This is a genomic window from Paenibacillus roseus (assembly GCF_016424485.1).
Lineage (GTDB): Bacteria > Bacillota > Bacilli > Paenibacillales > Paenibacillaceae > Paenibacillus_D > Paenibacillus_D roseus.
This window is the reverse complement of record NZ_JAELUP010000065.1, coordinates 19579-43937: the sequence shown is the minus strand read 5'-3', so window position 1 is coordinate 43937 and position 24359 is coordinate 19579. Positions and strand designations below refer to the sequence as shown.

The window sequence follows — 24359 nt, the reverse complement described above, 5'->3', positions numbered from 1 at the left end:
AGTCAAGAGCGATGGTGCTATCTGCCGTCGCTCTTGACTTATATTCAGGTTCATTAAGGGGTTATGGAATGATACAAAGACATATACCGGCAACTCGCTGGCATGTTCATCCTTTAAGAGTGCGTTATCAGGAGACAGACAGGATGCAGGTTGTTTTCCATGCCAATTACGTCAACTGGTTCGAAATCGGAAGGACGGAATGGGTCCGATATGCGGGCATACCGTACGCTGCAATTGAAGAACAGGGCATGCTGCTTCCGGTGACGGAGCTTGAATGCCGCTTTGTCAAGCCGGCCCGATATGACGATCAAATTGTAGTTTGCACGCGAATGAAGGAATTCAGCCCGCTCAGGTTAGCATTTGAATCCCAAATCAGGCTAGTGGGAGAAACTACAGAAGAACTGCTTGGCCTGTATGCGGAGCCGCCTGGAGAACTGCTTGTAGAAGGGGGGACCCGTCATGTATGGGTGGACCGGAATTTCCGGCCTGCACGGTTGGACAAAGCCGCTCCTGAGCTGTACGCCTTGATTCAAAGGGCAGCGTTAGACGATAATCAATAGAAGGAGGTGCATGGCGCATGAAATGGTTTATTGGGCTTCTTCTCATTTTGCCCGTCATTGAAGTGTGGGGTATGATCAAGATGACTGCCTGGATCGGGGGCTGGACAACGTTCATCCTTATCCTGTTGACCTCGGTAACGGGTGTCTATTTGGCCCGCAAAGAGGGACTTCGACTGCTTCTGGAGGCACAACGTCAAATGCAAAGCGGCCAAATCCCGGGTCTGATGATGCTCGATGGCTTATGCGTGCTGCTTGGTGCATTACTTCTCATTGTTCCAGGTTTTATTACAGACCTTATCGGGTTTTCGTTGATCTTCCCCCTTACTAGGCCTTATTATCGGGGATGGCTGCTGGGATGGATGGAAGCAAAAGTTCGCAAAGGCAGTGTGAGCATCCGCAGATGGTAACGGCTTCGTGTCCTTTATATCTGGAATTTACATTCTCATCACAATCCACTAACATCCATTTAACAAATGGATAGGATAATGAGGGCATACACGGGGGAGGAAACAGGTCATGACAAAGCAGTTGTCTCACTATGTCAACAGGGATTTAAGCTGGATTGAGTTTAACCGCAGAGTGCTTTCCGAGGCTCAGCATCCAGATACGCCATTACTTGAGAGAATGAAGTTTTTGGCTATCGTATCAAGTAATCTGGACGAGTTTATGAGCGTTCGTGTCGCCGGTATCCAGGACCAGATTAAAGCAGGCTATCATAAAAAAGATTTTACCGGCTATACGCCAGGCGGATTGTGGATCAGACTGCTCAAGCATACATCCGCTATGGTTGCCGAGCAGTACCGTACCTACAGAGAGACACTGCGCGGCTTGGAGAAGGAAGGCATTCGTTTTCGCAGGCTGCAAGATTTGACCTCAACACAGCAATCGGCAATGGAAATCTATTTTAGGGAAATTGTCTTCCCCGTTCTTACCCCCATGGCAGTAGATCAGAGCCGGCCTTTTCCGCTTGTACATACCAAAGAGCTTTATTTGGCTGTACTACTGCATAAGGAAGGCAGCGAGATGGAAGAGGAGCCGCTGTTTGCAATTGTGCAGGTCCCGTCTATTTTGCCAAGGCTTGTGCAGATCCCCGGGAAAATAAACAGCAAACGGACGGAATTTATTCTGCTCGAAGATTTAATTGAGAAACATATGGACACCTTGTTCAATGGCTATATACCGGCTACCGTGGATGCATTCCGGCTTACTCGCAATGCGGATTTGACGCTCAATGAAGAAGGGGCGGAAGATTTGCTGGAGGAAATTGAGAAGGAGCTGCGCAGGCGGCGGTGGGGCATGCCCGTGCGCCTGGAGATCGCCAGGGACATGCATCCGTATGCGTTGGAGATTTTGAAGGAAGAGTTGGAAATTGGAGACAATACGATTGAGATTGACGGTCCTCTGGACCTTAGTTTTCTGATGAAGCTGAACGGCCTTGTTCCAGGCCGTGAACATTTACGGTACGGAAAGCTGGAGCCTGTCTATCCGGAGGAATTCGAGGAATCGGATGATTTGTTCGAGGTGATCAGACGCAGGGATGTGCTGCTGTATCATCCCTATGAATCGTTCGAGGCATTCAATGATTTTGTCACTCAGGCCGCGGATGACCCTGACGTATTGGCCATCAAGATGACGCTCTACCGCGTCAGCGGCGACTCCAGTCTGGTACAGGCCCTGACCAAGGCTGCAGAACAGGGCAAACAAGTGACGGTCATCGTGGAACTGAAGGCAAGGTTTGACGAGGAGCGCAATATTGCTTGGGCAAGACAGCTTGAGAAAGCTGGCTGTCACGTTGTATACGGACTGATCGGACTGAAAATTCATGCGAAAATGGTGCTGGTTGTTCGTAGGGAAGAGGATACGCTCAGACGCTATGTTCATGTTGGCACCGGGAATTATAACGAGAGTACGGCCAAGCTGTATACCGATATTGGACTATTCACTTCACATCCGGTTATCGGCATCGACGCATCGGCTCTGTTTAACGAAGTAACCGGGTATTCTGTTCCGCATAACTGGAAAGCTTTCGCAGCAGCTCCCACGAATCTGAAAGAACGATTATTTGAACTGATTGATCGGGAGAAAGATCATGCGCTTGCCGGACGGCCTGCGAAAATTATTGCCAAGATGAACTCGCTTTCCAATCAGGACATGATTGACAAGCTGTATGAGGCCTCTCAAGCGGGAGTGAAAATCGAGTTGATTGTGCGAGGCGTATGTTGCCTTCGTCCGGGCGTTCCGGGGCGGAGTGAGAATATTCGCGTCATCAGTATTGTGGACCGCTTTCTGGAGCATTCCAGACTCTCATACTTCCACAATGGCGGCGAGGAGGAAGTCTATCTGTCCAGCTCCGACTGGATGACGCGCAATTTGTCGCGCCGCGTTGAACTGATGTGTCCGGTTCTGGATGGTGAGCTGCGAAATATTCTGATTAATATTCTGATGCTGAGCCTTAATGACAATGTCAAGAATCGTGAATTGCAGTCAAATGGCACTTACACAACCGTTACCCGCGAAGGCGCTCCGTTCCGCAGCCAATTTGAGGCGATGAAAATCGAGAATTGGAAAAACTTGCTATAGATAGTTAATCCGTGAATAACCACTATATGCAAAAGCTGCTGATCGTCATGATAAATGACGATCAGCAGCTTTTTGTCTATTTCTCCGTGAGACGAAGCTGTTTAATTCCCCGCCTCAAAACGCCTAGCAAGGATACAGAACGGGAAGAAGACCCCAGGCCTTGCTGAAGTCCTCCGCAAGCGCCTCGACCTCCTGATGCTCGACAGTGAGCGGCCCGGTACCTACAAGAGGCTGGAGGTGCAGCGTATGCTCGTCCACTCTGACACTGAGCTGCTTCAAGGTCGGGGTCTCGCTCCGGTTCAGCGCAATAGCAAGCTGCAGCAATGTGCCCAGACGAATCATGTGCTGGAAATCATCAGGCTCAAGCAAGCTTTCATAGGGAAGAGTTTGTTGCCGCAGCTTTTTCTTCGTTTTGAAGGAGGCAATGCCTGCTGTTATAATAATTTCCCTGTGCGACAATCCGTTCAGGGAGGAATTGATAATCAGGTAAAATGTATGTCCCTCATATCTGTAATAGTCAATGCTCGCGCCGATTCGATGCAAGATAGCAGCGGCTTCAAGCCATCTATAAGCTCGTCCCGGAAATGGGAAGACTGAATCAAGCTCCCTCATGAGTTGCATTGCTGTTTGCTTTACCTGTTGAATATAAGCCTGCGGAGCTTCCGGATGCAGTGCGGCCAAGTTGCTGACACTGTATTCCAGCACGTTCGGCAGCAGCGGCTGTCCTTCAAAGCGGGAGCTGAAGAACAGCCCGTCACGCAGTCCTGATCCGCAAATCAGGAAGGATGAGGCCATGCTGGCTTTGAAAATCGCATTCAGGACCGCAAGCCCAGGTACAATAACGTCCGCGCGGTCTTTAGACAAACCCGGGAACTTCCCGCGTTTATCCAGCGGAAGCTGCCGCAGCACCTCAAGCAGTTCGCCTGCCATTCGACCTTCTACGGCGTAATTGTGAGTCTGGGCAAATGGATACCGCTGTCTGGCGTGAACAAGCTTGCCGAAGGCGCGCGCTGTCCCGCCAACCGCAACTAGCGGCAAGCCTGCGCCCTCCTTCATCCAAGGCTCCGACGCTATAGCCTTTGCTACCATCGCTTCAAGCGCCTGCATTTGATCTTTGTCCATCTGGCCGCCATTTGTGAATCGTTTGGCCAGACTGACGCAGCCAAAAGGAAAAGAAACTGTTCGAATCAGCTTGCGACCGCGGAACAGGGAGAATTCCGAACTGCCGCCACCGATATCCACCAGATAACCGTCTTCGATATCCAGACTGTTCATCGTTCCCAGAAAGCCGTATTCCGCTTCCTTGAGGCCCGAGAGCAGTTCAATAACCAGCCCGGTCTCCTCTTCCAGACGAGCCAGCACTTCGTGGCTGTTGGCTGCATTACGAATCGCCGCCGTCGCTACCGCGCGGATGAAGCCGGTATGGTGAAGATTGCAAAGCAGGCGGAAATGATTCAGAATGTCAATCAGTTGTCCAATCGCGGATGCTGTCAGATTGCCTTTATCATCGACCTGCTGGCTCAATCTGGCTGCGCGTTTGGCGCCGTCTATGACCCGATGCGCTCCGTGAACCGTCCGTTCATAGATGACGAGCCGGATGGAATTGGAGCCGATATCTATAATACCAATGCGCTGTTCCTTCATTCGCTCCTCCGTAGTTTGGAATTGAATACCTTTATTTTAACACTGTGGGCCGTTTGAAAAAAGCATTTCGAATCCCAGTCATAAAATGCTGGAAAAAGGGAAAAATGTTGGAATGCCTCATCAAAATAAAAATTTATGATAGCGATAAACAATTTTATTTGATGAAAGAGTTCACTTCCCCGGCAAAATACTTTATTATTAAAAGGACGTATTGTTTTTAGTAAATATAAGCAGGCTTATGTGCACTGCTTGTATTTCCTACTTGCGAAAATGAGCTGCGCCTCTTCCGGATGCGGCACAGCCGTTTGCGTGTAACGCGAAATTTGGGATTATTGAAGCCAATTCTTTCGTAAAAAGGAGAGAGAAACATGACAGCTACCAAGGGACTGGAAGGAATCGTAGCGACAACTTCGTCGATCAGCTCCATCATTGATGGCGCGCTTACTTATCGCGGCATTGATATTGATGAGCTTGCAGAGCATGCTACATTCGAAGAGGTTGCTTACTTGCTTTGGTATGGCAAGCTCCCGACCCAATCCGAACTGGACGAGCTGGTTGGACAATTGGGCAATTATGCGCCAATACCGGATCAGGTCATCCAGCAGATTAAGCTTTACCCTAAGGATACCAATTCAATGGCGGCATTGCGCACAGCGATTTCCAGTCTGGCGCTTTATGATGAGGATGCCAACGAGATGTCCCCGGAATCCAACCTTCAAAAGGCTATTAAATTGCAGGCTCAACTTCCGACTGTTGTAGCCGCTTTTGCGCGTATTCGGGAAGGCTTGGGACCGATTGCTCCAAAACAGGGTGTGACGGTTGCCTATAATTTCTTATATATGCTAACGGGGCAAGAACCAGATGAAGTAGCAGTGAAAGCGCTTGACCAGGCTCTTGTGCTGCATGCCGATCATGAGCTTAACGCTTCAACCTTTGCTGCCCGCGTGACGGTCGCGACCCTCTCTGATATTTATTCCGGTGTTACTTCCGCTATCGGAGCTTTGAAGGGTCCGCTGCATGGAGGCGCCAACGAAGCCGTAATGGTGATGCTTGAAGAGATTGGCTCCATCGACAAGGTTGATTCCTACATTCAGCATAAGCTGGACAATAAGGACAAAATTATGGGCTTTGGTCATCGTGTGTATAAAAATGGCGACCCGCGTGCCAAGCATTTGCAAAAGATGTCCAAGGAGCTCGGCAAGTTAACCGGCAATTTGGAGCTGTATGAGATGTCCATACGCATTGAAAGCCTTGTAACCGGACAAAAGGGTCTTAAGCCTAACGTCGATTTCTATTCGGCTTCGGTATATACAGCCCTCAAAATTCCGCGCGACCTGTTTACTCCAATCTTTGCGATCAGCCGCCTGTCTGGATGGACCGCTCACATTCTTGAGCAATATGAAAACAACCGCATCATCCGCCCGCGCGCCGAATATACCGGTCCTGTAGGTCAGCATTACATTCCAATTAATCAGCGTTAATGTATAGCACTTTAGCAGTCGTATGAATCGGCTGCGCAACGTGTGCTGTCCACAGGCCGGAGCGGGCCGCTGTCCGCTTTCCGGCTACCGTCATGTATAAAATCTTATTTCTGACACGATTATAAGGAGGAAAATTTAATGGCATTTGAAAAGTTTGCACTTCCTACTGAGGGCGATAAAATTACAATTGATAACGGTAAATTGCAGGTTCCGAACAACCCGATTATCCCATTCATTGAAGGTGACGGAACGGGTCGCGACATTTGGCGCGCATCCAAGCGCGTGCTTGACGCTGCTGTAGAAAAAGCATACAACGGTGAGAAGAAGCTTGCTTGGTACGAAGTGTTTGCCGGTGAGAAAGCATTCAACGAATACGGCGAGTGGCTGCCTGCTGACACTTTGACAGCTATCCGTGAATATATCGTTGCCATCAAAGGACCTTTGACCACACCGATCGGCGGCGGTATCCGTTCCCTGAACGTTGCGCTTCGCCAAGAGCTTGACCTGTACACTTGTCTGCGTCCAGTTCGCTATTTCGATGGTGTGCCATCGCCTGTTAAGCGTCCGGAACTGGTTGATATGGTTATCTTCCGCGAGAACACAGAGGATATCTATGCAGGTATCGAGTATCAAGAAGGTTCTGCTGAAGTGAAGAAAGTAATCGAGTTCCTGAAGAACGAGCTGGGCGTGAACAAAATCCGCTTCCCGGAAACATCCGGTATCGGTATCAAGCCTGTTTCCTCCGAGGGCTCCAAGCGACTGGTTCGCGCAGCAATCGAATATGCAATCAAGCATGATAGAAAATCCGTAACCCTGGTTCACAAAGGAAATATTATGAAATTTACCGAGGGTGCGTTCAAAAACTGGGGTTATGAAGTAGCGGAGCAGGAATTCGCTGACAAAACCTTTACATGGGGACAATACGACCGTATCAAAGAAGCGGAAGGTACGGAAGCAGCCAACAAGGCGCAAAAAGAAGCTGAAGCAGCAGGCAAAATCATCGTAAAAGATGCCATCGCCGATATCGCGCTGCAACAAGTTCTGACTCGTCCAACTGACTTTGACGTTATCGCAACGCTGAACCTGAACGGTGACTACCTGTCCGACGCGCTTGCTGCGCAAGTTGGCGGAATTGGTATCGCTCCAGGAGCGAACATCAACTACCTGACCGGACATGCGATCTTCGAAGCTACTCACGGCACAGCGCCGAAATATGCCGATCTGGACGTTGTAAACCCTGGTTCCGTTATTTTGTCCGGCGTTATGCTGCTGGAGCATCTGGGCTGGCAAGAAGCGGCTGACCTGATCTATAAAGGATTGGCAACTTCCATCAACAGCAAAATCGTAACTTACGATTTCGCCCGTCTCATGGAAGGCGCTACAGAAGTAAAATGCTCCGCATTTGCTGACGAAATCATCAAAAACATGTAGTCTCATTACATTTCCGGAGGTAAACATAAGAAATGGCTATCAAACGTCATAAAATTACGGTCGTAGGCGCTGGTTTTACCGGAGCAACGACTGCCTTGATGCTGGCTCAAAAGGAACTTGGGGATGTTGTGCTCGTCGATATACCGCAGCTTGAGAACCCTACCAAAGGCAAGGCGCTCGATATGCTGGAATCTACGCCTGTACAAGGGATAGATGCCAAGATTACAGGCACATCCAATTATGAAGACGCCAAAGATTCCGATGTTGTCATTATCACAGCAGGGATTGCCCGCAAGCCGGGAATGAGCCGTGATGATCTTGTGAATACCAATGCCGGAATCGTAAGAAGCGTATGTGAAAATGTGAAGTTAACTAGCCCGAATGCGTATGTGATCATTCTGAGCAACCCGGTGGATGCAATGACCTACGTTGCCAATGAAGCGCTCGGCTTCCCGAAAAACCGTGTCATCGGACAGTCCGGTGTGCTGGATACGGCCCGTTATTGTACCTTTATCGCCCAAGAGCTGAACGTATCGGTAGAGGATGTCCGCGGTTTCGTGCTTGGCGGTCATGGCGATGACATGGTGCCGCTTGTGCGGTACTCCAACGTAGGCGGTATCCCGATCGAGAAGCTGATTTCTGCCGAACGCATCGAGGCGATTGTGCAGCGTACACGGGTAGGCGGCGGAGAAATCGTGGGTCTGCTCGGCAACGGCAGCGCTTATTATGCGCCTGCTGCATCGCTGGTCCAAATGACAGAAGCCATTCTGAAGGACAAGAAGCGGATTATTCCGGTAATTGCTCTTCTGGAAGGCGAATATGGTTATAACAATTTGTTCATGGGCGTTCCGGTCATCTTGGGCGGCGACGGCATCGAGAAAATTTTCGAGCTTGAGCTGACTGAATCCGAGAAAGCAGAACTTGACAAATCCGCTGTTTCCGTTCGGAATGTCATAAAAGTCATTACAGGCTAGAACATCATAGAAGACCCTGACAGATGCTGCCAGGGTCTTCCTGTTTACACCTGGGTTTTGTAGAAAGGGGAACATATGCTGGATCAAGCAAGACATCTGTTAAAGCGCGTTTACGGATACGATGCGTTCCGTAAGGGCCAGGCAGACATCATTAGCGGCATAATGGAGGGAAGGGATACGCTGGCGATCCTGCCGACCGGCGGAGGCAAGTCCGTCTGCTACCAAATACCGTCCATGCTGCTTGAAGGGACGACATTGGTCGTCTCTCCCCTTATTTCCTTAATGAAGGATCAGGTGGATGCGCTGAATCGGCTTGGTGTGCCGGCAGCCTACCTGAATAGCGCTTTATCGGCTAGCGAGTACAGGGATGTGCTGCGCAAGGCTGCTGGCGGGGAGTACAAGCTGCTCTATATCGCCCCGGAGCGTCTTGATGCCCCGATGTTCGCATCATTGATGGAGCAAATGCAAATTCCGCTTATCGCCATTGATGAGGCGCACTGTGTCTCTCAGTGGGGGCATGATTTCCGTCCAAGCTACCGCCAGCTTGCTTCTTGGATCGGAAGGATGAAACAGCGTCCTCTTGTGGCTGCGTTTACAGCGACGGCGACCCCTGAGGTGGCAAAAGATATTTCGACGATGCTGTCCCTGCACGAACCGAATGTATTCGTCACTGGTTTTGCACGCTCGAATCTGTCACTGTCCGTAGTAACGGGAGCAGACAAGAAAAGATACCTGAAAGAATTTATTGCACAGCGACCTGACCAGTCCGGCATCGTCTATGCGGCCACCCGCAAGGAAGTGGACAGTGTGCATGAGGAATTGCGCCGGCAAGGCATCTCGGCTGTCAAATATCACGGCGGCTTGTCCGATGATGAGCGTGCGGGAGCGCAGGAACGCTTCCGGTATGACGAAGCGCGCGTCATCGTAGCGACGAATGCCTTCGGAATGGGCATTGACAAGCCGAATGTGCGGTTTGTTGTTCACTACCAGATGCCGGGCGATATTGAATCGTACTATCAAGAAGCTGGACGAGCAGGACGAGACGGCGAGGAAAGCGAGTGTGTCTTGCTGTTTGCATCCCAGGACATTCAGGTACAGCGCTTCCTGATTGAGCAGGGCGCGGCAGACGAAGGACGCAAGGCGATTCAGCTTAACAAGCTGTACACAATGATGAATTATGCTCGTACCGAGCGCTGCCTGCAGCAGTTCATCGTCGAATACTTCGGCGAGGCGGATGTGTCTCCATGTGGGAAATGCGGAAGCTGTCTGGATGAGACAGAGGCGGTGGACGTAACAGGCGAAGCGCAGAAAGCATTGTCTTGTGTCGGCAGAATGAAAGGACGCTTCGGAGTCGCCCTTGTAGCCAAAGTGCTCAAAGGATCGCGAGAGAAGCGAATTATTGAATTTGGCCTGGATCGTCTCACAACCTATGGGCTGTTTCAGGACTGGAACGAGAAAGATATTGTGGAATGGCTCTATTGGCTTGTGGCTGAGGGTTACTTGCGCGTTAGCGACGGCACATATCCGACAGTTGGTTTGACCTCGCATGCGCTGCCGGTGCTTGAGGGCAAGCGGCAGGTGCTGCAAAAGCGCAAGCCGCTCAAGCAGCGCGTTGTGCGTCAGCTTTCCGGTCAGGACTCTCCTTTGTTCAATGCTCTTCGCCAATGGCGGAAGGAAGCGGCGGCAATGGAGAACGTACCGCCGTTTATTTTATTCTTCGACGCCACCTTGCGTGAGATGGCGGACGCTCGTCCGGTCAATGAGCAGGAACTGCTTGCAATCAAAGGCGTAGGCGCAGCCAAAGCTGCTAAATACGGCGCGGCGCTGCTGGAAATCATCCGACAGTTTGACGGGAGACAAACTTCAGTTGGAGCGCTTGCGGCAGCTTCACTCGAAATGCCGCAACCTGCACGCGAGTCCCGTTCCGGTACAAGCTCCAGTGATGAGGAGCGCCCCAGCCATTTGATATCGTATGAGATGTTTTGCTCGGGTGCAAGTGTAGAAGAAATTGCCGATCACCGCGGAATGGGCAAGGTTACAATAGAAGGACACATTATCCGCAGCGGTCAGGAAGGTTGCAAGTTGGACTGGGAACGCATTATTCCGCCCGAACTTGAACCGCTTATCATTGAAGCAGTGCAGGAACATGGCACGGAGAAGCTTAGACCGCTCAAGGATGCGCTACCCGACGAAGTGAGCTATTTTGCTATTCATGGCGTGATTTGCAAATATCAGTTGAAATAATCGATACTTTATAATGTTAGCTTGATTTTACATAGGCGCGACAGGGGGATGCAGGAAGGATGAGATCACCGGATTTGATTACCTTTGGAGAAACGATGGCCTTGTTTATGCCGTCTGAGGACAAGGGACTGGAGCGGGCTAGTCAGCTGTTGCAAGGCTTTGGCGGTGCAGAAAGCAATGTCGCGATCGGCGTAGCACGGCTGGGAGGCTCTGTTGGCTGGTTTGGCTCCCTTGGGGCGGACCCCTTCGGTACAATGATCTATAAAACATTGCGCGGCGAAGGCGTAGACACTTCGCAGGTCAAACTGGTAGAAGGGGAGTCAACTGGCCTGATGTTCCGGGAGCGAGTTGCCGGGCGTTCAGCAGTCCATTATTACCGCAAGCTTTCCGCAGCAAGCAAAATTCAGCCGCAAGATTTGGATGAGGCCTATATCCGCAACAGCAAGCTGCTGCATGTGACGGGCATAACAGCCGCCCTTAGCAGCAGCAGCCTGAATACTTTACGCAGGTCTGTGGAGATTGCCAAGTCTGCCGGAGTGAAAATAAGCTTTGATCCGAATCTGCGGCTGAAGTTGTGGCCGCTTGATGAAGCTAGAGCAGCGTTGCTGCCGTTGGCTGCTGAGGCGGATTACTTTCTTCCTGGCTGGGATGAACTGCAGCTTCTTTATGAGACCGATCATCTGGAGGTTGTTCTTGAGAAGCTGTCCGCGCTCAAAGCTGTATCCGTTATCAAGGGCGTCGGAGAGAAGACTATTATTTTGGATAAAGGTGTTCGAACTGAAGTGCCGTTTTTCCCTGCCAAGGAAGTGGTGGATACCGTAGGCGCAGGAGATGCGTTCTGCGCGGGCTTTCTATATAGCATACTAAAGGGTATGAGTGCTGTAGAGGCAGTAAAGGTAGCGAGCATCAGCGGTTCCCTGGCTGTTCAGATGAAAGGGGATTGGGAGGCGCTCCCGGTCTGGAGCACAGTCGAGCAGCAGCTCGGAAATAAAGCGTGGGTGGAGCGGTAAGTATGAATGAAGCGCAAGTATCCAAGGGACAGCGGCGCAGAGAACAAATCATGCAATTGCTTAAGCAGCAGGGACGATTGTCGATTCAGGAAATGGTAGATCAATTAGGCTGCTCTGAGGCGACAGCCAGACGCGATCTGGAAGTATTGGAGAAGACAGAACCGCTGATACGGACAATCGGCGGAGCTTTGTATAGAGGAATGCATGATCTGGCCTTCGCAGAAAAAACGGGAATTCTGTATCTGGAGAAGGAGAGAATAGCAGCCAAGGCAGCCGACCTCATCCATGAGGGAGACGTGATCGGACTTTCCGGAGGGACAACCAATTACTTGCTCGCCAAAATATTGAAGACCCGGCGCGGGATGACGGTTGTGACGAATGCAATCAATATTGCAATGGAACTTGCCGGCAGCGATATACAGGTTGTTGTGACAGGAGGCATTATGCGTCATAACAGCTTTGAACTGTGCGGGCCGCTTGGAGAAGGCATGGTCTCGCATTTGAATATCGGCAAGATGTTTATCGGTGCCGACGGCATTACCGCCGATAGCGGAATCACGGTATATTCCGAGCAGGAGGCGCAAATTGCCAAAGCGCTAATCCAGCGCTCACGCTCAACGTATGCGCTGTTCGACCATACAAAGGTTGGACATACATCATTATTTTCCATAGCGCTTCCGGATCAACTATACGGATTAATTACAGACCGCAAGCTTCCGCTTGAGCTTGCTGCTGCATTTGCGCAATGCAATCTGGAAATCCATGTTGCAGAGGGCGAGTGAGTACGGGATATCTCGTCGTTTTGTCTGGGTGAACTTGTTGGCCTTTGTTTGTTTTTCGCGCTGGAAAGAGCGATCTTTAACGACAGGAACAGCTCCATGTGAAGTTCGTGCACGAACTTTGCATGGAGCTGTTCCTGTCGTTCGTCATATTGCTTGAGCAGCGCTTGAAATACAGGGGTTTGCTCGCTTCTTCATGTGGGTTGTCCTGCACTTGAACTGGGGGAGAGCTCTAACCGTTTTTGTTTTTCTACATGACCCAAAGAATATACTGAAAAAACATAGAAAAAAACCTTTTCACTTTTACTCGATAGCGTTTACAATTGATTCTGTCTGCCATTATGGCTTCCAGTTTATCGGCTATCGAGGTGGTTTACATGATGCATAAGCTAAAAGTTTTTTTCACGCGCATTCAAACAAAGCTCTTGTTGTCTTTTCTGATTTTAATCATGCTTCCGATTTTAGTTGCAATCACGCTGTATTACGAATCCTCCAATCGCCTCTTAATGACTGAAATTCATCAATCCAGTGCAGAGATACTGGCTAAATTAGCCGATCGGGTGAATGCGACTTCCGAGCGCATGTATCAAGCCTCGCATTTGATCATTAACGATCCGGAAATTATCGAATATTTGCAATCGCCCGATAACAGCTGGTACGTAGATTACGACACCTTCCAAAAATATAAAACGTTAACCAAAAAGATGTTTAATATAAGAGATTTTTTGCTTGAAACAGAAGCCTATGTCGCTGTCGTTGATTTCAGAGGCCATTTCACCGCAACCTGGACGGTGTATCAATCCAATAAGGTCTATGAGCAGATGAAGTCGAAACGGTGGTTTAATACGACAAAGGCGATGCAAGGCGTGCCGCTTTGGAATCTATTTAGCGAAGAGGATATGAGCTTTGAACCAAGCTCCGAAGCGGAAAAGTATTTAACAATGACAAGACTGGTAACGGGAAGTACAGGCAAAAGTTACGGCATTGTTATGATCGCGGTTCCAATGTCTTCCTTATTGCCTGAGTTGACAGCCGCGCTGTCCTCTGAGGAAGCTGCTCCCGGACGGCTGTTTCTAATGAACGATCAAGAACTGCTGCTCGGGAATGAACAGTCGTATGCTGCGCTGGACCAACGTTACTTGATCAATGAGCAGCATATCAATCAGTTGGGCTGGAGCTTAATTGAAGCTACTCCCGGCGATCTGTTTTCTGAAAAACTGCAGTCCCTGCGCAATCAATCTATATTATGGCTGATGATCCTGCTACTGTGCTGCTGTTGCATATTCGTCATGATCATGTTGCGAATTATGAAGCGATTAAAGACGTTGCATCGTTCGATGAGCAAGGTAGGCTCTGGAAACTTCACGCCGATTCCAATCGGTGCGGGCGATGATGAGTTGGCATTGCTCACGCATAAATTCAATGATATGGTTTCAAACTTGGGGATGCTGGTCAAAAATGTCGCTGAAGAACAAAAAAGAAAAGAAGAAGCCCGATTTCAGGCATTGCAGGCGCAAGTAAAGCCTCATTTTTTGTTCAACACTCTTACATCAATTAAATGGTCCGCCAAGTTGTCAGGCGCGGAGCATGTCAGCGAGATGATTACCTCTTTAGGGAAATTGCTGCACTATTCGATGAAGAACGATGAGGAGCAGGCGCTGTTGTCGGAGGAAATTGACTTTCTCCGCAGTTATGTTTCCTTGCAAAATATTAGATTTAATAATAACGTGCTTCTGGAGGTTCATCTGCCGCCCGAGCTTCTCAGGGCTCATGTCTTGAAATTTACGTTGCAGCCTATTGTGGAGAACAGCATTATTCACGGAAGAAGCACGCCTCTTTCGATTTTCATTGATGGCGAAATTAGAGACGGAACGGTTACGATTCGCATCAGAGACAATGGCGGGGGCAATATTCACGCAATCGATGATCCGCAAGGCAACCCGTCCAACACAGATCGTACCATAACTCACTCTAAATTTAGCGGCATTGGACTTCATAATATTCATGGGCGCATCAAATTACATTTTGGCGAAGCCTACGGCTTAACCGTTCGCAACATCAAGAATGAGGGCTTTGAAGTGACACTTCAATGGCCTCTGCAGGAAGGAGAACAATGATGTGATAAAGGTGCTCATCGTTGAAGATGAATTCTTGGTTCGAGTTGGCTTGAAGACGTTAATCACTTGGGAAGAGGAAGGCTTTCAATTAATCGCCGAGGCATCGAACGGGTTGGAGGCGCTTGATATATTGGAGCGTGAGGAATGCGACTTGCTGCTAACGGACATCAACATGCCCCGGATGGATGGCCTAGCGTTATTGCGCCGGGTGAAGGAATTATATCCTTCTGTCAAGAGCATTATTCTATCCAATCACGATGACTTTGAATTTGTACGAACAGCTCTCCAACTCGGCGCAATGGATTACGTGCTCAAACTAACAATGGAGCCCCAAGAGCTTATTAAGAAGCTTAGCGTGGTACGGGGGCAAATCGAGCAAGAACGTTCTAAACTGAACCAGGTGAAGTCATTAAACTTCAAAGTCGAAATGTTTCAAAAGGAAATTCGCGAAAAGAGATTTTACGACATCATTACGAAAGTGTGCAGCAAGCTAGAAATTGCCGAAGTGCTGCAGGAATTTCAATTCCCGGCGAGTGCAAACTATCGCATTGTCATGCTTCAAATCGACAGCTATCAGCAGGTGCTGGAAACGAATGTGTTCAAAAGCGAAAAGCTGCTCATTCAGTCGGTTGCGAATATCATGATGGAGTTGGTAAGGGGCAATGGCGGAGGAGAGCTGATTTTGTTGGAATCAGGAAGATTCTCACTGTTGTCAGGCAACTTTTCTTCGAAGCTGCTTGAAGAAATCAGAGACAGCATAAAGCGATATTTGAAGCTTGAAATAAGCTGCGGCGTATCGAATTCTTTCTCGGAAATCTATGATGTACACGCAGCATTCCTGGAAGCGGAACATGCGTTAAGCTTCAACTTTTATGGTTGTGCCGACAAAATCGTATACGTGAAATCGCTCACGCAATCGGAGGCAAACTCCCACAGAATAAGTTGGAGCGATGAGGGGTTGTCGAAATTGTTGGAGCAGCGCGATCAGGACGCCGTTAAAGTGTTCATTGCCGACGTAGGCGAGCGAATGTGCCGGCATCAAACTGTCGAACCCGGCGAGGTCAAGGAACAATGGATCAAGATTATTCATTTGTTTTCACAATCGCTCAACGAGGTTGGCGGCGATATTTACTCCATTGCGTCGTATCAGAACTGCTTCCCCTTCCAGGCGATTCGAAATGCCGAAACACTGGATGGAATTATGACTTGGCTGCAGGGCTGGATAGGGATTTATTTCCAATACTTGAATCATTGCGCGGATAATCAATGGCGTCCCGAAATACAACTGGTCGCGCAGATGATCAAGGAGCAGTACGCAACCACTATTAAATTGAATGATCTGGCAAGGGCGGTGGGTTACTCGGAATCGTACCTGAGCGTATTGTATAAGAAAGAGACCGGGGAAACGATTATGGATTCCATTACAAGATATCGGTTGAAGAGGGCGAAAGAGCTGCTAAAGGATAAAACGTTGAAGATCTATGAAGTTTCCGAGGCGGTAGGCTATTCTGATTCCAATTATTTCGGTAAATTTTTCAGAAAAATAGAAGGGATTTATCCTCAAGAATACAGGAAAACCTATTTTAATATTTGAGTGATATGAGACAGATTTACACAGGAATAATACCTTCAAAGCAAAAAGGCGGCTTGGTATTCTTGACATGTCGATGAACCACAACAAATACAGCCAATATGAAGGGGATTATTCCGATGAGAAAAAACATGTGGGTTACGGTGCTAGTTGGCATACTTGCGTTAAGTGTGATATTGAGCGCATGTTCGGGCGGCAGCAATGGGAACACAAGCAGCGGAACAGGGGCAAAGGAACAGACGACGGACAAGACAAGCGCTCAAGTCGTGAAGCTAAAGATTTGGGGCGGGGTGCCGGAGGAAAACGGTCCTGGAGATGTTGTGGCGAATTGGAATGCCAATAATCCAGAGGTCCAGGTCGAGTATGTGCGCTATGTGAACGATGACAGCGGGAATACGAAGCTGGATACGGCTTTGATCAGCCAGACAAACGCGCCGGACATCTTCATTAGCTATGGCGAAACGTATTTCAATCGCAGAATGAATGCTGGCATGACAGCCTCTCTGGATGAACTCATCCAGAAAGCAGGCTTTGACGTGGACGCGGTAATTGGCAACGACAATGTCATAAGACAAGATGGCCAAATTTTCTATTTGCCGGCTATGAAGCAAATTTCGATGGTGTTATTTAATGAGACGGCGTTGACGGCGGCGGGCGAACCGTTGCCAACGGATTGGACATGGGACGATTATGTTGCGCTTGCGGGTAAGCTGACGAATAATGGGGTTTTTGGCAGCTTTATTGAAGCGCCGGGAGAAATCTTGCCCAAAATATTGCTAACGCTGAAACAGCCGCAAGATTCTTATTATGATGCAGAGGGCTTGTCAAGCTTCGGCAGCGATGCGGTTGAGAAGGGTATGCAGCTTCAGAAGCAACTATATGATGAAAAGTCGATGGTAAGCTGGCCGGAGTCGATATCCAGCAATCTGAAGCCGTACAGTGAATTGTTTACAGGCCAAGCCAATATGATTCTTGGCGGCACACATTTGATGCGGTATGTAAAAAACACGCAAGAATTCCCGCGTGAATTTAAAGTAGCCTTTGCGCCAAACCCTCAATACGCTAAAGGCGAAAAAGTAAATATTGCGGGCTTCAATGATCTGATTTCCATCAACAGCAATAGCGCACATAAAGAAGAAGCGATGTCGTTTATTTCATGGTATTTGACCGAAGGCAACACGGCGATGATCCCTGGCGGACGTATTCCGACTAACAAACAAGCGGATATGGACGAGGTCGTTGAATTGTTCGTGGGTGAAGCGGAGGACTTTATCAATGTGGAATCCTTGAAGCAAGTGCTGAGCATTGATTATGTGTTCCCCAAGCAAGTGAAGTCGGTCGCTTACGCCGAGCTGACCAAGATTTTGACGGAAGAATCCGAGAAGTACATGATGAACGCGCAGTCTCTGGAGCAAGCAATGGAGAAGGTCAAAGCCAGAGCGGATCAAGCCATTCAAGCGGAAAGCAAATAGATACACAGAAGGCGCCTGCATTGACGACAGTCATGAACGGGCGCTTTTTTTAAAAAAAAGACAGAAAAAGCCCAAAATACTACGTTTCATTATGAGATTGAAGTCATTAATATAAAGCCTATATTCGACACGAGGAGGGAACACTCATTATTACTAAAGCAACGGGCAGGCTGTTCAGGGAGGATATGAAAGAAAATATCGCAGGATATTTATTTATATTGCCTAATCTGTTGGGGGTATTTTTTTTCATCGTTTTGCCCTTGTTATTCAGTCTGTATCTCGTATTTATGGATTGGGACTATCTGAAAGGATTTAGCGGACTCACTTTCGCCGGACTCGACAATGTGGTTCGTATGACAAAAGATGAATATCTGGGCAGGGCATTGGTTAACAATGCGGTATTCACAGCAGTTACCGTCCCTCTGGCAATGGTGACAGGACTTATGCTAGCCGTCATTATTAATCGATTCGTCTATTTGAAAAACATGTTGAGGACGATTTTCTTTCTGCCGTATGTAAGCAGCCTCGTTGCAGTGTCTATTGTATGGAGCGTACTTTACAATGCCCGTAGCGGACCGATTAATTCCTTCCTTCGGGATATCGGAATCTCCAATCCGCCGGGATGGCTGGCTAGTCCGCAATGGGCGTTAATCGCCATCATCATTCTCGTCGCATGGACGTATATCGGCTACACTCTGGTGCTGTATATGGCTGGCTTGCAGGGAATTCCCAAGGATCTATATGAGGCCGCCTCTATTGATGGGGCTAATCGCGCGACGCAGTTTTTCAAAATTACGGTGCCTATGTTAAAGCCCACAAGCTTTCTCATAGCGATCACACTTATTATCTCCACCTTCCAGGTATTTGCGGTCATCAATATCATGACGCAAGGAGGGCCGCTCAATTCGACTATGGTTATGGCCTATCACATCTATCTGCAGGCGTTTCAATATTACAAGATGGGCTATGCGGCAACTTTGTCATGGCTGTTGTTCTGTATGATTTTCATTGTAACTCTTGTGCAATGGAGAAGTCAGAAAAAATGGCAACAGCATTTCTAATCGAGGAGTGAGACAAACACGATGACAAAGCTGCAATTCAACGCAATGCTTATAAAAACGATTACGACTTCCGCGATGCTGCTGTTGGCCGTCATAATCCTGTCGCCGTTCTTATGGATGTTATCCGCATCCTTCAAAATACAAGCGGACATATTCAATTATCCAATCGAGTGGATACCCCAGGAGCTCAACTGGCGCAACTATGCAACGGTTTGGGGCGAGAAATATCAATTTGTTCAATATTATTGGAATACGATCAAAATTACAGTCTTTACGGTTATCGGCTCTTTGTTGACCAGCTCGCTTGCGGGCTTTGCCTTTGCCAAGCTGAACTTCAAGGGTCGTGATTTCATTTTCCTGCTTTATCTGGCCACCATGATCATTCCGTCACAAGTTTTACTTGTTCCGCGCTTTATCGTATTCGACTATGTAGGACTAGTGAATACGCATTTATCCATCATATTGCCCGGCATCTTCTCAGTTATTGGCACCTTTCTGATGCGACAATTTTTCCTGACGATTCCGGGCGAGCTGCTGGAAGCCGGCAAGGTGGACGGCGCGGGTTATTGGCGAATTTATTGGCAAATTTTTATCCCACTGGCCAAGCCGGCACTTGTGTCGTTATTGATCCTGACCTTCACATGGACCTGGAACGAGTACGAAAATCCGCTTATTTTCCTGCGTGATACAAGCTTGTATACATTGCCGCTTGGCTTGACTAACTTTGTTGACGAGAACGGAACCGATTATACCCTGGTTATGGCGGCTTCTGTATCGGCTCTTGTACCGCTTATCGTAATCGTGGCGTTCTTCCAGAAATGGTTCGTGGAAGGCATCTCAAATACAGGTATGAAGTAAATCATCGGAATTTATTGAAGGAGAGTGTTCGCGCTATGTTGATTATCGTTCCTGAACAATCCATCGAGGTTGTTAGGGAGGTGGATGTTGTTGTGGCTGGAGGAGGGCCTGCCGGGTACGCAGCCGCCCTGGCGTCCGCCAGAAGTGGAGCCAGGACGTTGCTGATTGAACGATACGGCTATTTGGGCGGGGTGGGCACGAACAGCCTGGTATCCGGATTTTCCAGCGGTTTTCATGATGGGAAGCGCATGATAATCGGCGGTCTTTATCAGGAGATGAGAGAAAAGCTGTATCGGCAAGGCGCGCTGGTAAAAACAAATAATTACGAGCCGTTCGATCCCGAGGCGCTGGCCTTTTATTATTTGAAATCATTGCTGGCTGCCGGTGTAGAACTGATGCTTCATACATGGGTTGCCGATGTGGTCATGAATAGTGACCGTGTGGAAGCGCTGATTGTAGAGAGCAAATCGGGGAGGCAAGCCATTCGGGCAACGACCTTCATTGATGCAACGGGAGATGCGGATGTGTGCGCGCGGGCGGGCGTTCCTTACGATATTGGCAGGCCGTCGGACGGTCTGATGCAGCCGGTGTCTTTGATGTTTGCCGTTGGCGGCGTGAATGCGGACCGCCTCATTCGAGAGATTGAGCAAATTGAAGGGGCGCCGTTCGACGGTCATATCTCCGGCATGAATCATATTATTTTCGGTGGACAGGAGGAACGCATTGCCAAGGCAAAGGCCGATGGCTTTCTGTTCAATGTGCCTAGGCAATCGATTGCTATCGCCTGGACGCTGCCGGGAAGACCAGATGTGATTTATTTGAACATGACTCGCATCCAACAGGTGAATGGTACGAAGACGGAGGACTTGACAAGGGCGGAAATCGAGGGGCGCTACCAAATTGAAGAATGCGTGAAGTTTCTCAAAGCATATACGCCTGGCTTTGAGCAAAGCTATCTATTAAGGGTGGCCGCGCAGGTGGGCATTCGCGAAAGCCGTAGAATAAGAGGAAGCTATACCTTAACTGAAACGGACGTCATTCAACTGACGCAATTTGACGATGTGGTGGCCCAAGCGCACTATATGATTGATATTCATGATCCGACTGGCCAAGGCACGCATTATGTGGAGCTTGGCCAAGGGGCCTCCTATGATATACCGCTGCGCTGCTTGCTGCAGGATAAGGTAAGCAATTTGATTGCCGCAGGCAGATGCATTTCGGCCACGCATGAAGCATTCAGTTCCTTGCGGGTCATGTCTGTCTCGATTGCGCTTGGCGAAGCGGCCGGCGTTGCTGCCGCTTTGTCCGTCAAGCAATCGTTGGCACCGGGCGAACTGAAGGCCGAGCTTGTTCAGGACGAGCTGCTGCGGCGCGGCGCCATCTTGAACTAGCAATTCTCAAGCTTGAATTCTCAAGGGGGGAGGTGAAATCGCGATTCAGGATTAACATCGTAGCAGCAGAATATTACTATAAGGAGGAAGAAGAACCTTGATTAAACACAAGATGAAGTCTATGATACTCGTCGTTTGCTTGGTGCTCGGATTAAGCAGCTGGGGATTTGTGTCGAATACACATGTAGCACATGCCGATGCCTTGCAAATTGTTCAGAAGGTTACCGGCAACATCTTTTACAGCACAGATGAGAAAAGCTTTAAAATCAATACCTCAGGGGATGGAATACACTGGATTTACTATGACTACTGGGGAAATGAGGTGGAAAGCGGTCAGCTAGCCATCAGCGGCGGAACAGCTGATCTGGTCGTTGAACCTGCTCGCAACGGCTGGTTTCGATTGATTGTTACAGCCAAGCAGGGCGATAACGTGTTGACCATCAAGGAAACATCGTTTGCAGTCGTTGCTCCTTTCGATGCAAGCACAATCGAGAACTCGCCCTTTTCCGTTCAAACCCACGCTGCGCGCACAGATATCATAGCCCAAAGCGCGGACGCTCTTGTTCCGGTCTCAGCCAAGCTTGGCGTCAAATATTTGCGTGACTCCTTTCGTTGGGAGGACGTGGAACGGATCCCGAATGAACTGGAGTTTCAAGTCTTCCACGACAACTATCTCGATCTGCTGGGCACTTACGGAATTAAACCCTTTATGACGTTGGCTCTATACAATGCGCTCTATGATAACGGCATGTCTCCTACCAGCGAAGAAGCCAGACTTGCATTTGCCAACTATGCGAAGGGACTGCTTGGCAACTACCCCGAGGTCAATTGGGTTGAAGTATGGAATGAACCGGATATTCCATCTTTCAGCAAAGGTCTGAATACGGATGAAGAGAGAGCGGAATTTTATTTTAACTTGTTGAAAACAACCTATGAAGAACTAAAGCCGCTGTTTCCGAATGTTACGATTTCCGGCATGGATGTCGCCGAGTTTGGTTCGGGGCACTTTCTGGAGGATTTGTATCAGAGGGGCGCTCTTCAGTATATGGATGAGTATTCCTTCCACTCCTACGTTCGGATACCCGAAGAAATTATTGGCGAAATTGAGAACCACAAAAATTTGATGAAACAATATAACAACAATCAACTTATTCCAATGAATTTGTCGGAAACAGGCTTTACTAACTTTAATTTCGATGAATACGTTCAAGCCAATTATACGGCCCGCAGAGTTGCGACAGCTCTGACACAAGGCATTAAATCGATCAATATTTACAATTTGCAAAATCGTTCGACGCTGCCTAATGACTTTGAAGGAACTTTCGGCATGGTTCGTCACCCGGATGATGCCAAAGGCGCTTATGTGCCCAAGCCTTCGTTCGTCGCCTACGCTACAATCATTAGACAATTGTCGGATGCGCAGTTCGTTCAAATTGAGGACGTTGCCCCCGGTCTCGTTTACGTGTACAAGTTCAATAACGGCACTGACGATATTTATGTTATGTACGCTCCTTCCGGCACAGAAGTTGAATTGCATACAACAGAGGCAGTTCAACTAACGGATATGATGGGCAATAGTACGCAATTGCAACCGGACAATGGAGTAGTTTCTCTTTCTCTCACACAAGATCCTGTCTATGTAAAGGGATCGCTTACTGAGATCAATGATATCGTGCCTGAAATCACGGGACCTGTATCCTTGCTTTACAGCTTTTATGACGGCGGGTATGCCGAGACGGAAGGTACACTGGGTACTGCGACGAACAAATGGGTCACTTCTTCGGTGTTGAAAGGATATGATGGACGCGGTTCGCGAGCGATTACACACCCGACCGGCGCTTCGGTGAGGTGGCTTCCCGCCATTTCTGTACCTGGACCCTATCGCATCTCCGTCTACTTGCCAGGTAATCCTGCAGCGCCTGCCTATACGACTCAGCAAGCGTTGTATTCTATTTATGTGAACGATGTGAAGATTGATGAAATTGAAGTCAATCAATTTCATGCACAAGGGAAATGGCTGGAACTCGGCGTCTACGACATGCCCAGGGGAGCCAATAGCTATGTACTGCTTGAAGACAGCAGCGCGCTGCATGATCGACCTTTGCGTGCCGATGCGTTAAAGCTTGATCTGATTCCGGCGACAGACTTTGATTTGGAGTTGGATTCTCTTACAATTCAAGCCGGCGATGCCTATACGTTCATGCCGATCTTCACTCCAGTTGAAGCAACCAATCGGACGGTAGTATGGACAAGTTCCAATCATGAAGTCGCTTCTATCGACTCTGCCGGCAACTTGCAAGCGCTTCATCCTGGAGAAACGACAATTCGCGCTTTCCATCCTGCAACCCACAAGTTTGCCGACGTTCTCGTTAGAGTAGTCGATCACCCTGTCATTGTTCCAATCACAATCGATAGCCATTACAATACTTCAGGGTATACGGAGCAAAACGGCAGCCTGGGAACAGCAACGAATAAATGGGTGAACTCGACAGTGTTGAAAGGCTATCATGGCGGCATATCACGAGCGATTACACATCCCACAGACGCCTCGGCGAAATGGACCCCTATGCTGCCTCAAGAAGGCGGCTATCGGATCTCCGTTTATTTGCCGGGTAATCCGGAAACGCCGGCATATACGACAACTGCTGCCAGGTACTCGATTTATGTCGATGACGAATTGATCGACCAGATGGTGATAAATCAATTTCTCCTTCAAGGATCATGGCAGGAGTTGGGCACTTACCGTTTGCCGGCCGGATCGCACAGCTATGTGGTGCTGGAGGATGCCAATCCGGCGCATAACCGTCCGCTGCGGGCCGATGCCGCCAGATTCGAGCTGACTCCGATTACCGATGTCAGCTTGGAACCGCAGCAATTGACGCTTACGATTGGCCAAAGCGCCGGACTGCTGGCAACTTTCACACCGACGGATGCAACGGACAGCGGATTCATATGGAGCAGCAGCGACCCTGCTATCGTAACGGTTGATGGAACAGGCGAAGTAACTGCTTTGAAGGCAGGCGAAGCAATCGTTCGCGCTACAAATCCACTGACAGGTATATATGCGGAAGCGACTGTGACCGTCGAAGCCGTGGAGCCAATTTGAGGCACGAATCCGAGCACAGATTCTGGTGCTGCGTAACCGCTTGATCGTAATGATGCTGGA

Annotated in this window: 17 protein-coding genes; 16 read left to right on the top strand and 1 reads right to left on the bottom strand. The window is 48.9% G+C overall.

The window, feature by feature from the left end; genetic code table 11:
- Window positions 1-68 precede the first annotated feature (68 nt).
- From JFN88_RS12265 to ppk1, 3 genes are all read left to right on the top strand, one after another.
- Window positions 69-560, top strand: a complete 492-nt coding sequence (locus tag JFN88_RS12265; RefSeq protein WP_199019589.1) for an acyl-CoA thioesterase — start codon at window positions 69-71, stop codon at window positions 558-560.
- Window positions 561-577: 17 nt separating this feature from the next.
- Window positions 578-967 (top strand): FxsA family protein, encoded by a 390-nt coding sequence (locus JFN88_RS12260; RefSeq protein ID WP_199019588.1) that lies wholly within the window; start codon window positions 578-580, stop codon window positions 965-967.
- 109 nt (window positions 968-1076) lie between these two features.
- Window positions 1077-3140 carry a polyphosphate kinase 1 gene (gene ppk1, locus JFN88_RS12255; protein WP_199019587.1) on the top strand — a complete coding sequence of 688 codons (2064 nt, stop codon included), beginning with the start codon at window positions 1077-1079 and terminating at the stop codon, window positions 3138-3140.
- A 123-nt stretch (window positions 3141-3263) separates the two neighbouring features.
- Here the strand turns inward: ppk1 and JFN88_RS12250 are convergent, their stop codons facing one another.
- Window positions 3264-4784 (bottom strand): Ppx/GppA phosphatase family protein, encoded by a 1521-nt coding sequence (locus JFN88_RS12250; RefSeq protein ID WP_199019586.1) that lies wholly within the window; start codon window positions 4782-4784, stop codon window positions 3264-3266.
- 368 nt (window positions 4785-5152) lie between these two features.
- On the opposite strand from JFN88_RS12250, the gene citZ reads away from it, so the two are divergent.
- The 13 genes from citZ to JFN88_RS12185 all read left to right on the top strand — a co-directional run bounded on the left by citZ (window position 5153) and on the right by JFN88_RS12185 (window position 24299).
- On the top strand, window positions 5153-6265 hold the full coding sequence (gene citZ, locus JFN88_RS12245) for a citrate synthase (protein ID WP_199019585.1): 1113 nt from the start codon (window positions 5153-5155) through the stop codon (window positions 6263-6265).
- Window positions 6266-6403: 138 nt separating this feature from the next.
- On the top strand, window positions 6404-7696 hold the full coding sequence (gene icd, locus JFN88_RS12240; RefSeq protein WP_199019584.1) for an NADP-dependent isocitrate dehydrogenase: 1293 nt from the start codon (window positions 6404-6406) through the stop codon (window positions 7694-7696).
- A 32-nt stretch (window positions 7697-7728) separates the two neighbouring features.
- Window positions 7729-8670, top strand: a complete 942-nt coding sequence (gene mdh / locus JFN88_RS12235) for a malate dehydrogenase (protein ID WP_199019583.1) — start codon at window positions 7729-7731, stop codon at window positions 8668-8670.
- A gap of 75 nt (window positions 8671-8745) precedes the next feature.
- On the top strand, window positions 8746-10914 hold the full coding sequence (recQ, locus tag JFN88_RS12230; protein WP_199019582.1) for a DNA helicase RecQ: 2169 nt from the start codon (window positions 8746-8748) through the stop codon (window positions 10912-10914).
- Window positions 10915-10973: 59 nt separating this feature from the next.
- Window positions 10974-11924, top strand: a complete 951-nt coding sequence (locus JFN88_RS12225; RefSeq protein ID WP_199019581.1) for a sugar kinase — start codon at window positions 10974-10976, stop codon at window positions 11922-11924.
- A gap of 2 nt (window positions 11925-11926) precedes the next feature.
- Complete coding sequence (locus JFN88_RS12220) at window positions 11927-12706, top strand: DeoR/GlpR family DNA-binding transcription regulator (RefSeq protein ID WP_199019580.1); 780 nt, start codon at window positions 11927-11929, stop codon at window positions 12704-12706.
- Between the two features lie 374 nt (window positions 12707-13080).
- The gene (locus JFN88_RS12215) at window positions 13081-14820 is read left to right on the top strand and encodes a sensor histidine kinase (RefSeq protein WP_199019579.1); all 1740 of its coding nucleotides are present in this window, start codon (window positions 13081-13083) and stop codon (window positions 14818-14820) included.
- Between the two features lies 1 nt (window position 14821).
- Window positions 14822-16414: a response regulator gene (locus JFN88_RS12210; RefSeq protein WP_199019578.1), complete on the top strand. Its 1593-nt coding sequence runs from the start codon at window positions 14822-14824 to the stop codon at window positions 16412-16414.
- A gap of 116 nt (window positions 16415-16530) precedes the next feature.
- On the top strand, window positions 16531-17883 hold the full coding sequence (locus tag JFN88_RS12205; protein ID WP_199019577.1) for an ABC transporter substrate-binding protein: 1353 nt from the start codon (window positions 16531-16533) through the stop codon (window positions 17881-17883).
- Window positions 17884-18068: 185 nt separating this feature from the next.
- Window positions 18069-18944, top strand: coding sequence for a carbohydrate ABC transporter permease (locus JFN88_RS12200; RefSeq protein WP_199019576.1), 876 nt, complete (start codon window positions 18069-18071; stop codon window positions 18942-18944).
- A 21-nt stretch (window positions 18945-18965) separates the two neighbouring features.
- The gene (locus tag JFN88_RS12195) at window positions 18966-19802 is read left to right on the top strand and encodes a carbohydrate ABC transporter permease (RefSeq protein WP_233167762.1); all 837 of its coding nucleotides are present in this window, start codon (window positions 18966-18968) and stop codon (window positions 19800-19802) included.
- A 35-nt stretch (window positions 19803-19837) separates the two neighbouring features.
- Window positions 19838-21193, top strand: a complete 1356-nt coding sequence (locus JFN88_RS12190) for an FAD-dependent oxidoreductase (protein WP_199019575.1) — start codon at window positions 19838-19840, stop codon at window positions 21191-21193.
- Between the two features lie 97 nt (window positions 21194-21290).
- Entirely contained in the window at window positions 21291-24299 is a 3009-nt protein-coding gene (locus tag JFN88_RS12185) for a golvesin C-terminal-like domain-containing protein (protein WP_199019574.1), read from the top strand.
- Window positions 24300-24359: the final 60 nt, after the last annotated feature.